This is a genomic window from Chryseobacterium pyrolae (genome assembly GCF_025153485.1).
GTDB lineage: Bacteria > Bacteroidota > Bacteroidia > Flavobacteriales > Weeksellaceae > Chryseobacterium > Chryseobacterium antibioticum.
In genome coordinates this window covers 352,451-367,159 of the sequence record NZ_JANZQH010000003.1, presented here as the reverse complement: position 1 = coordinate 367,159, position 14,709 = coordinate 352,451, and the positions used below count along the sequence as shown (strand labels likewise).

The window sequence follows — 14,709 nt, the reverse complement described above, 5'->3', positions numbered from 1 at the left end:
TATTGACTTAAAAATTAAGAATGTCTTCATATTTTTTAAATAAGATTTTTTTTAACCATTAAGATTATTGAAGATTTTAAGTTTAATTAAGAAAAACATCTAAAGATATTTTTAAGCTTACCTCTTATATTCGCTTGCGAAACTTAATATTCTTAACCACTTAAAAACTCTTAATGGTTTAAAATACCTATTCTAAATTTTATTCTTCGGACAATTTTTCAGACTGTGACCCGATAAATGGAATTTTAGGCGCCAGGAAATAGCCTGTTAAACTCGCAAAAAGTATGGGAACGAAATAGGTAAATCCGGTTAAAGTTCCCAAAATAATGGTGGTACTCATTGGTGTTCTGGTCACACAGGCATTGATGGCCGCCATACAGCTTACAATGGCTAACGTAGTATCCACAGCAGGAAATAGCTGATGAATAATCAATCCTAAAGTGGTTCCTACAAAAAATAAGGGAATGATAAAACCACCTCTCCATCCTGAAGTTACCGTAACGGCAATCGCAATGATCTTAAAAATAAGGATCACGATCAAAAAATTCAGGGTAAAATTCCCGTTGATCAGCTGATTGATCTCATGATGACCAAAGTATCTTGTGATGGGAAAATTATAAGCAATAACTCCCAAAATAATTCCTCCGGCTAAAGTTTTTATATAAATGGGAAACGGTCTGTATTCAAAAATCTTTTTGAAAAATTTCACCACAAAAATAAAGATCCATCCAAAAATAGTTGCCACCACACCGAATAAAAAAGCATAGATAAAATCATACACTCCAGAATAATGATAAGCCTTCAAATCCCATGTTGCGCCTATCCCCAAATGAATAATCAAAGCAAACATCACATAACTGAAACAGCTCGCTACCAAAGCAGGAATAATAGCTCTGTAATATTCTACGGCGTGTTTGTGATGCAAAATTTCAAGGGAAAACAGACTTCCTCCAAGCGGAGCCCCAAACAAAGCGGTAAAGCCTGAAGCCATTCCGGCAATGCTCAAAGAACGCAGCTCCTCTCCTTTCAGTCTGAAAATTTTCCCCAACCAGGTTCCGGTAGATCCAGTAACCTGAACCAATGGAGCCTCAGGCCCGAGACTTCCTCCGGATGCCACACAAAACAATGACGAAAGAATCATGGAAGGATTATTTTTCGGATCTAATTTTCCTTTATTAAACCTGATATTATTAACAATCAGATGAATTTCTCCGGGATCTCCGATAAAGTGAATGACAAGTCCTGCGAGCAAACCACAGACCGCCATCGTAGGAATCACCATCCAGCCCTGAAATTCAGCTAAAAATTCCGTGAAATGTTCTAAAACAATCCAGTAACCTCCCGCAATAGCTCCCCCCACAAGCCCAGTAAAAGCCCACATAAAAAAGGTACGGCTGAATACAAAAGGATTGAATTTTATAGGCTGATCCAGAAGATTGAATGTTTTTATTAACCTTCTTCTTCTATTGATTTTCATTGTCATTGATTTTAAATATTAAAGAACCTCATCATTTGTTTTTACTATTCAAATCTAAACACAATCGGCTGGGAGAATTGTTGTATAATGGGCTTTTTGTTATAATACAAAGGTTTTTCCAAACCTCCGATGGCATATAGGAATAATGCACTGATTATCTTGAATTCCGTACCTGATGATCCGCTGTATTTTACTTTTTTGAATTTCCCATCCACATCAATTATAAAATTCAGTTTGCACTGATAGGTTCCTTCATCAGTTTCTATTAAATAAACCGGAAAATCTGCAGTCAAACGTTTTTTTAAGTCTTCAAGCTGTTTATAATTTTCAACTTCAGCAATATCAACAGATTTACTTTTGATTTCGTTTTGAAAATTATTTGCCCCCGGCGATATGTTGTTTTCTGTTTGTATTCCGCTTGTTGTTTTAAATAGAATACTTTTATTTACTTTCCCGATGATGACATCTTTATCGAATATACTTTGGTATAGGTTTTCCAGGCTCTGTATTTTTTCAATGTAAAAAACTTTATATTTCTTACTATATAGATCAGCATTTTTTTTGTAATCATAGTGACTGATGCTATCTGAAAAACGCTTTTGAATAGTTTTCACTTCCGTTAAAACAGTCCCGTTCATCAATTTCTTCTTCTCCTGTGCTTCTATTTTATGAACACTAAGAGAAAAAATAACGAGGGTCATCAAAAACAAGGTAAAGCGACTGTTCATTGTTTAATTTTAAAGTAAGGAAAACTGAATAAAGTGAGCATAGCTGTATTTTATACCCAAACTGAAATGATTATATTTTTGTCTTAGCAAAATACCAAATCAGCATAGCCCAGCTTACAATCATAAAAAGGCCTCCAAGCGGAGTAATGGGTCCTAAAAACTTCAGGTTTGCTCCCAAATAATCCTGTAAACTAAGGAAATAGATACTAAAAGAAAACAGCATGGTTCCCGCAATCATTAAAATGGAAATCCATTTCTGTGATGAAGTATCAAATTTTAAAATATACCCTACAATCAATAAAAAGAATGCAGCATACATCTGATATCTCACTCCTGTTTCAAAACTTTCCAGTCTTTCTACAGACAATATTTTTTTTAAAGCGTGCGCCCCAAAAGCTCCCAAAATAACGGACAGCATTCCATAGGCAGCACCGAAAATTAAAGTAATTGTTTTCATTTTATAATTCTTCTAATTCTAGATTTAAATATTTTTTTGTTTTATAATCCTGCCAGGTTCCGGTGATCTTGTTTCCTTTTTTGTCGGCTTCTATAAAAGCTCTCGGAATCCACTTTTCCAGCTCTTCATCGTAGTGATCGTTTTCCGTGATGGAAATATGATCTCCTTTGATCTTCCCATCCCACTCTATTAGTTTTTTATTTTTATCATACCAATACATTGCAGAAAAAGAATTCTCACCGTTATCGGTGTAAAGATGTTTGATAAAAACGGTAATGGGATACTTATGGTCTATTTTCCCTTTCAGCAATTTATACTGAAAGCTTGTGGCATCCGGTTTTTCAGAACCCGACAAAAGATTTTTTGCGTAAGGGCTCCAGTACTTTTCCAGATCTTTGTAAGGAATTTCAATGGTGTGGCTTCCCAGATCATCCAATGCTCTCATTGCATGATTGGAACATCTTCCGGCCACAAAAGTCAGTTGATTTTTACCAAAATAAAATTCGATGTATTCTAAGGTATGCTCCATAAAGCAGTCTTCATACATCGCAATCTGATCCTGAACTTCTTCTCCGGGATTTTTCTCAGCTCTTAACTGGGTAAGAAATTCATCCACCCTTTTTTTGATTTTCTGATTGATGATATTTTCGACTGTTTTGACAGCATTGGGCTGAAACAAATCGGTACAGTTGATAAAATTCCCCGTCCTTAAATCAAAATTATTCCATTTTGAAAATCCTTCAGGATAGGCGCCCGAAGCTTCACCATCTATCCCGATGCTTATAATATTTTTAGGTGTTACCAATTTCTCCCAGCTGTAGAAATAGAGATAGTTGGTATAGGAATTCGCAGCCGTAGAAGCCTTCTTAAAAGGATCAGGACCGGAATTCGGGACATACTCAAGCTCATTGACCTGCAAAAAGGTATTGATCTTGGTTTCGACCAACGGATTTTCCGAATAGGAAACCACCGGAAATACAGCATCTTCAGATTTCGGCTGGAGATCACTGATCTTTACATTTTTCTGTTGTGAAAAACTTAAACCTGAAATCAATAGGAAGAAGAGGATGTTCCGTTTCACTATTTCGATTTTATATAGATTAAAATAATTTTTGCCACCAACGTTGAAATTCCCAATATGATAAACACATTGGAAAGCTTTTTAGAATTTCTAAAGCCCGGGGAAGTCGTTTTCTTTAAAAAGATCCCGAAGATGATAAATATGACGGGTAATATAATCTGCAGCATTACTGAGCTCTTAATCTGTTAAATTCATGAATAACCTCATGATGACTTACTGTTTTATCTTTAAAATAGGTAACAAAGTGCTGCTTTTCAGCTTCTGTAGCGCCCAGTTGATTTAAAATATTCAGTAAATGCATTTTCATATGCCCTTTCTGAATGCCTGTAGTAACTAAAGAACGAAGTGCTCCAAAGTTTTGGGCAAGACCTGAGACAGCCAAGATACTCATCAGTCCCTGTGCAGAAGGTTTTCCAAGAAGTGCCAGTGAGAATTTCACCAATGGATGAAGATTCGTAAGACCTCCCACCACTCCTACAGAGATCGGAAGATCAATCCAGAATCTGAAAATTCCGTTGTCTGTTGTACAGTGTGTTAAAGATCGGTATTGTCCGTCTCTCGCAGCGTAAGCGTGTGCGCAGGCTTCTGTTGCCCGGAAGTCATTTCCTGTGGCAATTACCACAGCATCTACTCCATTCATTACGCCTTTGTTGTGGGTCGTAGCTCGGAAAGGTTCTATTTCAGCGATGGTAACAGCCTGTTTGAATTTTCTTGCAAATTCTTCATTGGAAATTCCACTGTCGTCTTTTAAATCTTCAATTTTACAGGAAACCTCAGCTCTTACGATACAGTCGGGTGTAAAATTGGAAAGAATATTCATCACTACCTGAAGTGAGCTTTTCTCTTCCTGTGTGAAATCTTCACTCGTTGCAATTTCCTGCTTCAATGTTTTTCCGAACTGCTCAAGGCATGAATTAATGAAATTCGCGCCCATAGAATCTACCGTATCGAAGCTTGCTTTAAGTTGGTAATAGTTGGGCATTTCAGAAGTTTTATCAACTAATTTAATATCCAAAATTCCACCACCACGATTTCTCATGTTCGCCGTGATCGCTTCAGTTGCTTCATATAATTTCTTCTTCAAATTAAAATTAAAGAAATGCTGAAGCTTATGAGATTCTACATTGAATATAAAGTGGGTATGTCCTAATTTTTCGTTGTTGATAATGGTTGTCTTAAACCCTCCTTTATCGATCCAGAATTTAGCGGCTTTGGAAGCTGCTGCCACTACTGAACTTTCTTCTACAGCCATCGGAAGGGCAAATAATTTTCCGTCAATTAAGAAATTCGGAGCAATTCCGTACGGCATATAGAAATTGGAGATCGTATTTTCAGAAAACTCTTCATGAAGTTTCTGAAGATCAGCATTTTCGTTCCAGTATTGTTTTAATATATTTTGATATTCTTCGTTTCCTTCAAGGTATTCGCTCACAAGCCAATCAATTTTGCCCTGTTTGGTAAGTTTAGAGAAACCTTCTACCGGTTTATGATTCATAGCATAAATTTAATATGCGTAAAGATAGTAATTTTGAAAGTCTCCATTGTTGATAACTTCTATCGAAAAAGATTGATATTTATCAATTTTGGAACTATTTTTGAACAATATTTTGATACAAATTATAACATCCGGTTAAAAATATGAATTTTGAACGCCTGAAAGAAAAACTCGAAATCCTTGCTGATGCAGCGAAATATGATGTTTCCTGCTCATCCAGCGGAGGAACGAGAAAGAATAAAAAAGGCGCTTTGGGAGATAGTTCCGTAAGCGGGATTTGCCATACCTATACGGAAGACGGACGCTGTGTTTCCCTGCTGAAAATTCTGCTGACCAACCACTGTATCTACGACTGCGCTTATTGTGTATCCAGAAGTTCCAATGATATTAAAAGAGCAGGTTTCACCGTTGAAGAAGTGGTTGACCTGACGATTAATTTTTACCGCAGAAATTATATTGAAGGTCTGTTTCTGAGTTCCGGTATTTTTAAAAATGCAGATACTACGATGGAGCGTTTGGTGAGAGTAGCCAAAAAATTACGAACTGAAGAAAATTTTAACGGTTATATTCATTTAAAATCTATTCCTGGGGCAAGTGATGAGCTGATGCAGGAAGCCGCTTTATATGCAGACCGACTTTCTGTAAACCTTGAAATCCCTACGGAAAGCGGGCTGAAATTACTGGCTCCTGAAAAGAACCGCCAGGATATGATCAATCCGATGCGCTATATTCAAAAAGGTATTGACCAGTATAAAGAGGAAAAGAAAATTTTCAGAAAAGTGCCGAAGTTTGCCCCTGCAGGACAGTCTACGCAAATGATCGTGGGAGCAACCAATGAAAACGATTTGCAGATCATCAAAGTGGCAGATCATTTTTATAAAAATTTCAATCTGAAAAGGGTCTATTATTCGGGATATGTTCCTGTTTTGGAAGACAAAAGACTGCCCTCTCTTACGACGGAAGTTCCGATGCTTCGTGAAAACCGTTTGTATCAGTCTGACTGGCTGATGAGATTTTATGGATTTAAAGCTGAAGAAATTTTAGATCCTCATATGCCATTTCTGGATTTGGAAGTAGATCCTAAACTGAGTTGGGCTTTGAGACATCTTCATCAATTTCCGGTGAATCTGCAGACAGCGGATTATCAAATGATTTTAAGGATTCCTGGAATTGGCGTAAAAACTGCGCAGAAAATCATTCAGGCTCGTCGTTTTCAGGTTTTAAATATGGACCATTTGAAAAAGCTGGGTGCCGCTGTCAACCGGGCAAAATATTTCATCGATTTCAATGCAGGAAATGCTTATTTGAGGTATTTAACAGATATAAATTTGAGAAAGCTGTTGGTAGGCGGAAGTTCTTCCAAGTTTCACAATCAGTTTTCACAGCAGCTGAGTTTGTTTTAAAAATAATCTTCAAAAAATAATTTCACCTGAATCACCATGACCACATTACTTTATGACGGAAGTTTCGACGGCCTTTTAACCGCAGTATTTGAAGTATTTGAATACCGGTATAGAGATGTGGAAATTGCAAGCAAGGAAAGGTTTCATCAGGAAAATATTTTTGCTGAAATTCATGAAGTGATCACGCAAAACGATAAAGCGGAAAGAGTATTCAACAAACTGGAACAGCATATCGGAAGATCTGGCGTTCACCAGCTCCTGAAAGTTTTTCTCTCCGAAGATCCGGAACGGGAGCATCTTATTCTCTCTGCTGTAAAGCAATCGATCCAGCATCCTGATAAAAATATTCTTCAAAATTATGCAGATGAAGATATGCTGAAAATATCAAAGATCTGTAAATCTGTAGACCGGGAAAGACATAGAATGACGGCTTTTGTCCGGTTTGAAAAAATGCAGGACGGTGTCTTTTTTGCGAAAATAGATCCTGATTTCGATGTTCTCCCCCTGATCCGTAAACATTTTAAAGACCGTTATCAGGATCAGAAATGGATGATTTACGATTTGAAACGGAATTACGGAATTCTGTACGATCTGGAGACCTGTGAGTTTTTTTATCCGGAAGAAAAATTAGATCTCCACAAATACCAACAGAAGTTTCATGATGAGGAGCAGAATTATCAAACGTTGTGGCAACGGTATTTTATAAAAACCAATATTACAGAAAGGAAGAATTTAAAACTGCATGTCCAGCATGTTCCGAAAAGATACTGGAAATATCTGACGGAGAAATGGTGATTTACATATGTTTGAAGTTTTTTTCTCCCGCAGATTTCTCAGATCACTCAGATCTTCTAATGATTAAATTTTAAATCTTTCAATTTCAAGTCCAGGTGAGTTTCTTCGTGGGATTGCTAAAGTTGACCGCAAAGTTTTGAACCAACAGCTTAATGAAATGGTAGAGAATGCCATTTTGGTTAAACAATCGTTTAATGAATTACCTACAAAAGTTGAGTATACATTAACGGAACTTGGAGGAAAACTGGTAGAGATTCTTTGGCCGCTGAATGATTGGGGAAAGCTTTTGATTCCTGAGGAGGAGAAAGTTTAAAGCACATTTATTTAATTCATGTTCAAAAATCTGTCATATTTGTGATTAAATAAAACCCCATGAAACAAAATATTTTAGGCCTGATGCTGGCTATAGCCATTTCGAGCTGTCATAATGATAAAAAGTTATCAGGCAGCACAATCGAAATGGCCGGAACCCTGGTTCCCGAAAACTCCGTTCAAATTAATAAAGACAAAAATACGATCAGGGGAAGATTTTCTGCTCCTAAGGGGTATACATGGATTGAAGAGCAGCCTGATTCTTTCGGATATTTCATTGAGAATTTCAAGCTGAAACCTTATGGAAGCCAGATTCTAAAATATGACGGAACGCCCATTGCCACGCAGGATGTTCATGAAGCCATTTTCGATATTGACACAGGAAATAAAGATCTGCAACAGTGTGCTGATGCCGCAATCCGTCTAAGAGCTGAATATTTGTACAAAGCCAAAAAGTTTGACGAGATCAAATTTCATTTTACAAGTGGCGATCTGGTGTCATGGAATGACTATAAAAACGGTATCCGTGCTTTCGTCAATGGAAATTCGGTGAGCTTTAGAAAAACAGCAGATTTTGACGATTCTTACCCAAATTTTAGAAAATATCTGGATTTGATTTTCAATTATGCAGGAACGATTTCATTAAATAAGGAAACAAAACCGGTCGCAAAAACTTCGGATCTGAAAACGGGTAATATTCTGATCACGCCAGGCAGTCCGGGGCATATTGTTTTTATTTCGGGAGTATGTCAGAATAAGGAAGGTGAAAAGTTATTTTTATTAAGTGAAGGATTCACTCCGGCACAATCTATTCATATGCTTTCCAATCCTTTTGATAAAAATATTTCGCCATGGTACCGTCTTGATGTAAATTCTTCTGAAACCAAAACGGCAAGGTATTTTTTTAAACCTACAAATTTTAGAAGCTTTTAATTATTTATATTCAAAACTCTTCTCAACTTACTGCCATTATCTGAACTTGTTTTTGTAAATTTGTGTTCGAAATTTTTTACTAGATGAAAGAGAGTGCTGTAAAAAAAATTGCAGTTCTTACTTCAGGAGGTGACTCTCCAGGTATGAATGCAGCATTAAGAGCGGTCGTAAGAACCGCCAATTATTATAATATCGAATGCTACGGAGTAAGGGAAGGCTATAACGGGCTCATCAATGATGATTTCCTGAAAATGGGTCCCCGTTCCGTAAAAAATATAATCAACCAGGGCGGAACCATTCTGAAATCCGCCAGATCTGTGGAATTCAGAACTCCGGAAGGACGCCAGAAAGCTTATGACAACTGTGTGAAACATGGTGTCGATGCATTGGTATGCATTGGAGGTGACGGAACTTTTACCGGAGCGAAGGTCTTTTACGAAGAATTTGGAATCAGAGTAATCGGTGTACCGGGAACTATTGACAATGATATTTTCGGAACAGATAATACCATCGGCTACGATACGGCTTTGAATACAGCTATGGAAGCTATTGATAAGGTTCGTGATACGGCTACTTCCCACAACAGGGTTTTCTTTGTGGAGGTAATGGGTCGTGACGCCGGTTTCATTGCTTTAAACAGCGGATTGGCAACAGGTGCTCTGGATATCCTTATTCCTGAGAAAAAAGACAGCATGGAAGATCTTTTTGCTAATTTCAGAAAAGCTGAAAAAACAGGAAAAGCATCAAGTATCGTTGTAGTGGCTGAAGGTGAAAAACTGGGAAGCATCTACGATCTTGCAGACCAAACTAAAAAAGAATTCCCTGATTATGATATCCGTGTAACGATCTTAGGACATATCCAGAGAGGAGGCTCTCCAAGCTGTGCAGACAGAGTTTTGGCCAGCAGACTGGGTTACGGTGCCGTAGTGGGATTAATGGAAGGAAAAACAAATGTAATGGCCGGAATGCGTTCCAACGATATGGTGTATACACCGATTGAAGAAGCCATTAAAAAACATAATGAAATCAATAAAGATCTTTTATTGATTTCCGAAATTTTAGCAATCTAATTATTTTTTATAAATCTAAAACAAACTATTATGTCAACAATCAAAGTAGGTATCAACGGTTTTGGTAGAATTGGACGTCTTGTTTTCAGAGCAATGACTGAAAGAGATAACATTGAAGTAGTAGGAATCAATGACCTAATCAACGCAGAATACATGGCTTACATGTTAAAATATGATTCTGTACACGGTATTTTCCCTGGAGAAGTTTCTGTAGAAGGTAACGACCTTGTGGTAAACGGAAAAAAAATCAGAGTAACTGCAGAGAAGGATCCTAACAACTTAAAGTGGAATGAAGTAGGTGCTGAGTATATCGTAGAATCTACAGGTCTTTTCTTATCTAAAGACACTGCTCAGGCTCACATCAACGCCGGAGCTAAAAAAGTAATCCTTTCTGCTCCATCTAAAGACGATACTCCGATGTTCGTAATGGGTGTGAACCACCTGGAGCTTACTGACGATATCAAAATCTTATCAAACGCTTCTTGTACAACCAACTGTTTAGCACCTTTAGCTAAAGTAATCCACGATAACTTCGGAATCGTAGAAGGTCTTATGACTACGGTACACGCTACAACAGCAACTCAGAAAACTGTTGATGGACCGTCTGCTAAAGACTGGAGAGGTGGTAGAGCTGCTCTTAACAACATTATCCCTTCTTCTACAGGTGCTGCTAAAGCGGTAGGAAAAGTAATCCCTTCATTAAACGGGAAGTTAACAGGTATGTCTTTCAGAGTACCAACTGTTGACGTTTCTGTAGTTGACCTTACTGTAAGATTAGAAAAAGCTACTTCTTACGATGAGATCTGTGCTGCTATTAAAGCTGCTTCTGAAGGTGAATTGAAAGGAATCTTAGGATACACTGAAGATGCTGTAGTTTCTCAGGACTTCGTAGGAGATAAGAGAACTTCTATCTTCGACAAAGATGCTGGTATTATGCTTTCTCCAAACTTTGTAAAACTTGTTTCTTGGTATGACAACGAAATGGGTTACTCAAACAAATTGGTAGATATGCTTATCCATTCTGCTTCTTTATAATAAGTAATGAGCAATCAGTTATAAATAATGAAACCTTCCCGATGGGAAGGTTTTTTTTATTCAAACTCAAATAATCATTTAGTTATAAATTCCTTCAAACTTATTTGAAAAATAAGTTTTCCAATATTTTCAAATCAGCTCCTATACCAAATTTCCACCAATAATTGCCGCCATGAATCCATTCCTTGCCTTATTTGTTAAGTGCAAAATGAAATCCCACAGGACCTACTGTAAATAATATCTTATTCTAAGAATGATTTTAAAGGTGAGAAAATAAACAAGAAGGTGACGTAAATGTCCAAAGAAAAAGCCCCCCAGCAACGAGAGGCCATAAGTTTATCATTTTCAAACAACTAAAAAGAAAAGAGTAAACTGTTTTATAACATTCATTAAAGATTTCATTACAATAGTTTGTAGAAACAGTTGCCAATGATTTGACAGTTAATGTTTTTCTCAATTAAAATTAATTTATAGAAAAAATTAAACCATTAAACAAAACGGAGCAAAGTAAATTGAGTTTTCCTGGTTATTAGTTAGTACAAAGTTTAAAATTTTATTAAAGTAAAAAAATCCCCCTTTTGTGGTATTTTGAAAGTATTTTAATTATTTTAGCATAAAACAATTTATTCATGGAGAATTCAGAAAAAAAACATCCTCTTATTGAAGTCTGGAATACATACCCAGCCGTCAGGAGAGGCAGAAAGATCCAGGATAAACCGCCTATAGAACGTATCATTAGCGAGATGTTTGCCATCGGTGAGTTTTATTATTATGCTCTGAATCTTACCAACAGTACACTTTCCCATCATCATGAAAATATTCTCAAACTTCACGGCCTAAACAGCTATCCCGAAAACTTAAAAGAAGTCATTGATCTTACCCATCCGGATGATATCGAATTTGTCATAAAAGCAGAGCAGACCCTTATCGACAAAATGACAGAAATAGGTTTCGAGCACCAACTTTACCTCAAGTGCAGCTACTGCTTCAGAATGAAAACAGCCGCAGGAAACTATGAACTGTTCCATCATCAGTCTGTCATCACCATGGAAGATGAAACAGGAATTCCCATTCAGGCTATAAATATCCATACCAATATTCATCATATCACCAAAGAAAATCCCCACACCGTCCTGATTTCCGGAATAGGTCCTAGAAATGATTTTCACCAGGTGAAGCTGGATTGCTTTTCGAAGCCCGAGAATTTCCCTGAACATTTAACGAAAAGAGAGATGGAAATTCTGGCTTATATCACAAAAGGATATTCAGGACCTGAAATTGCCCAGGCCTTGATTCTCTCTGAACATACGGTACGTACACACAGAAAAAACATTTTAAGAAAAACAGACTCAAGAAACTGTAAGGAACTTGTTAAAAAAGCGTTTGAAAGAGGCCTTATTTAATCTGCTTCTATTTCTCCATAAAGAATCTAATTAAAGACTGATAAATCTCACCAGGGAATTTCGGCACAAAACCTGTATTTTTATAGTACAATGGAAAACATGATGATACAGCCACGTTTTAAAGATTCTCCACACTTCAAACATTTCTGGGAAAAAGGCAATGGAAAACAGCTTATTGATTTTTCCGGAGCTGAAGTGAGTCTTAAGGACTTTGAAAAATTTTCACCCTATTTTTATCACGTGGACGAAATGGGGGATCAAGTGGTAAAAGATGTTTATTTGACTAAAAAATTCCATGAAGCCTCAAGAGAAATCGAAAATTATATCCGAAACGGGATCTCCGAAACGGACAATGTTCCTGAAAGTGTAAAAAAACTATTCAACCAGACCCAGCAGATTCCCGATTGGCTCGACTACAGCCTGCTGAAAAGCGGCGCAGAGCTCTGTATGCGAAGTAATATCGACTCGCTCATTTCGTTAAGAGATTACTGCCTGATTGGAGGTTATGATTATGCCTACCTTAATAAACCCCTCACCGCTACAGAAGCTCTGAAAAAAGGCGCCGTAAAACGTCTTTCAGAAACGCTGGACTTTTGGGTTAATGTGACACGCTATGATGCCCTGGAAATTCATGCAAAAGGTTATGAATTTGCGATTAAGACCCGCCTGATCCATTCTTACGCAAGACTTTCCATAAAGAAATATGATAAGCAGTGGGATACTGAAAATTGGGGCGAACCTATCAATTCGTGGGATATGATGGCTACCTATATCGGTTTCAGTCTTGTTTTTCTTCACAGTCTTCAGAAACTTGGAAATACCTTTTCAGAAGAAGAGGAAAAAGGAATTTTTCATCTGTGGAAATATGTTGGCTATTTACTCGGAATTCCTGAGCAACTTCTTCCTGACAGCAAAAAACAGGCAACAGAATTTTTCCATTTATGGACTTCTGTTCAGCCTCCTTCAGACAAAGACTCTATTTTGCTGGCTCATTCTTTACTGAATGAATCTCTGGAAAATCCGATTTTAAAATTCAAATTCCAGAGGACCAACCTGAGATACCTGCATATCTGCTGTACATGGTTCCTGCTGGATGATGAAGTATGCAAAAGACTACAGATCCCTGAGGTTTCCAACAGAAACCTGTTTCCAAAAACAAAGATCCTGATCAACAAAATATATGATAAGATTGTAAGCAGAGACGCCAGAATAAAAAAAGGAGACAAAGACCAGATGAAAGTACTGGAAGATTATCTTAAAGTAACTAAAAATTCAAATTTCCACTAGAACAACACTGAACGGCACCTACTTTAAAAGACAAAAAACATTTTTTATGTTTTGGATCATAAAATGATGCATTCCATTCGTAATGAACTACATCAGCTTCAAAACATTATTATTATTTAACGCTAAAAACAGTTTTTCCTCTTAAATAATATTAGTTTTTGACCGTAAAATTCCTTATTTTTGAGCAATTATTTTAACAACAGATGAGCAACATAGAAGATAAGAAAAAAGCGCTTGCATTAGTGCTTGACAAGCTAGATAAAACATACGGAAAAGGAACGGTAATGACATTAGGGGACAGTACTATTGATACGACCATTGAAGTAATTCCTTCCGGATCTTTGGGATTAGACATCGCTCTTGGAGTAGGTGGCTATCCAAGAGGAAGAATCATTGAGATCTACGGACCTGAATCTTCCGGTAAAACAACTTTAACACTTCACGCTATTGCAGAAGCTCAAAAAGCAGGTGGAATTGCAGCATTTATTGATGCAGAGCACGCTTTTGACAGAGGCTATGCGGGAAAATTAGGAATCGATCTTGAAAACTTAATTATTTCTCAGCCGGACAATGGAGAACAGGCTTTGGAAATTGCTGATAACTTAATCCGTTCAGGAGCAATTGACATCGTTGTCATTGACTCTGTGGCTGCATTGACACCAAAAGCGGAAATTGAAGGAGAAATGGGAGATTCTAAAATGGGTCTTCATGCAAGATTGATGTCTCAGGCATTGAGAAAACTGACCGCTACGATTTCAAGAACAAAATGTACGGTAATTTTCATCAACCAGTTGAGAGAAAAAATCGGTGTGATGTTCGGAAACCCTGAAACGACTACAGGGGGTAATGCATTGAAATTCTACGCTTCTGTAAGAGTAGATATCAGAAAAGCGAGTGCGCCTATTAAAAACGGAGACGAAGCAGTAGGAAGCCGTGTGAAAGTGAAAATTGTGAAAAACAAAGTAGCTCCACCTTTCAAACAAGCTGAATTCGACATTATGTACGGTGAAGGAGTTTCTAAAACAGGAGAAATCCTTGATCAGGCTGTAGAACAAGGAATTGTAAAGAAAAGCGGTTCTTGGTTCAGCTATGAGGAAACTAAATTAGGACAAGGTCGTGACGCGGTAAAAGATGTGTTGAAAGACAACCCTGAGCTAGCTGAGGAATTAGAAAATAAGATCAAAGAAGAATTGAAAAATAAGGTTAAATAATCTTTTTTCCAATCTATAAATT

The 14,709-nt window shown here is 37.2% G+C and carries 14 protein-coding genes; 9 read left to right on the top strand and 5 right to left on the bottom strand.

Annotated elements, in window-relative coordinates; all coding sequences use genetic code 11:
- Positions 1-199: 199 nt before the first annotated feature.
- From NZD88_RS08460 to NZD88_RS08440, 5 genes are all read right to left on the bottom strand, one after another.
- A complete protein-coding gene (locus tag NZD88_RS08460; protein ID WP_259828717.1) occupies positions 200-1,477 on the bottom strand; it encodes a chloride channel protein in 1,278 nt (425 codons plus the stop codon).
- A gap of 44 nt (positions 1,478-1,521) precedes the next feature.
- Positions 1,522-2,205, bottom strand: coding sequence for a hypothetical protein (locus NZD88_RS08455; protein WP_259828716.1), 684 nt, complete (start codon positions 2,203-2,205; stop codon positions 1,522-1,524).
- A gap of 70 nt (positions 2,206-2,275) precedes the next feature.
- The gene (locus NZD88_RS08450; RefSeq protein ID WP_259828715.1) at positions 2,276-2,662 is read right to left on the bottom strand and encodes a DUF423 domain-containing protein; all 387 of its coding nucleotides are present in this window, start codon (positions 2,660-2,662) and stop codon (positions 2,276-2,278) included.
- Between the two features lies 1 nt (position 2,663).
- The gene (locus NZD88_RS08445; RefSeq protein ID WP_259828714.1) at positions 2,664-3,743 is read right to left on the bottom strand and encodes a hypothetical protein; all 1,080 of its coding nucleotides are present in this window, start codon (positions 3,741-3,743) and stop codon (positions 2,664-2,666) included.
- Between the two features lie 166 nt (positions 3,744-3,909).
- On the bottom strand, positions 3,910-5,238 hold the full coding sequence (locus tag NZD88_RS08440) for a hydroxymethylglutaryl-CoA reductase, degradative (RefSeq protein ID WP_259828713.1): 1,329 nt from the start codon (positions 5,236-5,238) through the stop codon (positions 3,910-3,912).
- A 143-nt stretch (positions 5,239-5,381) separates the two neighbouring features.
- Between NZD88_RS08440 and NZD88_RS08435 the strand changes: the two genes are divergently transcribed.
- From NZD88_RS08435 to recA, 9 genes are all read left to right on the top strand, one after another.
- Complete coding sequence (locus NZD88_RS08435) at positions 5,382-6,641, top strand: putative DNA modification/repair radical SAM protein (RefSeq protein WP_259828712.1); 1,260 nt, start codon at positions 5,382-5,384, stop codon at positions 6,639-6,641.
- A 36-nt stretch (positions 6,642-6,677) separates the two neighbouring features.
- Positions 6,678-7,436, top strand: coding sequence for a TIGR03915 family putative DNA repair protein (locus tag NZD88_RS08430; RefSeq protein ID WP_259828711.1), 759 nt, complete (start codon positions 6,678-6,680; stop codon positions 7,434-7,436).
- 67 nt (positions 7,437-7,503) lie between these two features.
- Entirely contained in the window at positions 7,504-7,749 is a 246-nt protein-coding gene (locus NZD88_RS08425) for a winged helix-turn-helix transcriptional regulator (protein ID WP_341483008.1), read from the top strand.
- Positions 7,750-7,808: 59 nt separating this feature from the next.
- A complete protein-coding gene (locus NZD88_RS08420) occupies positions 7,809-8,681 on the top strand; it encodes a DUF4846 domain-containing protein (protein WP_259828710.1) in 873 nt (290 codons plus the stop codon).
- An 83-nt stretch (positions 8,682-8,764) separates the two neighbouring features.
- Positions 8,765-9,751 (top strand): 6-phosphofructokinase, encoded by a 987-nt coding sequence (gene pfkA, locus NZD88_RS08415; protein ID WP_259828709.1) that lies wholly within the window; start codon positions 8,765-8,767, stop codon positions 9,749-9,751.
- Between the two features lie 30 nt (positions 9,752-9,781).
- A complete protein-coding gene (gap, locus tag NZD88_RS08410; RefSeq protein ID WP_259828708.1) occupies positions 9,782-10,786 on the top strand; it encodes a type I glyceraldehyde-3-phosphate dehydrogenase in 1,005 nt (334 codons plus the stop codon).
- 629 nt (positions 10,787-11,415) lie between these two features.
- On the top strand, positions 11,416-12,189 hold the full coding sequence (locus NZD88_RS08405; RefSeq protein WP_259828707.1) for a response regulator transcription factor: 774 nt from the start codon (positions 11,416-11,418) through the stop codon (positions 12,187-12,189).
- A 99-nt stretch (positions 12,190-12,288) separates the two neighbouring features.
- Complete coding sequence (locus NZD88_RS08400; protein ID WP_259828706.1) at positions 12,289-13,476, top strand: oxygenase MpaB family protein; 1,188 nt, start codon at positions 12,289-12,291, stop codon at positions 13,474-13,476.
- 203 nt (positions 13,477-13,679) lie between these two features.
- Complete coding sequence (gene recA, locus NZD88_RS08395) at positions 13,680-14,687, top strand: recombinase RecA (RefSeq protein ID WP_169236449.1); 1,008 nt, start codon at positions 13,680-13,682, stop codon at positions 14,685-14,687.
- Positions 14,688-14,709: the final 22 nt, after the last annotated feature.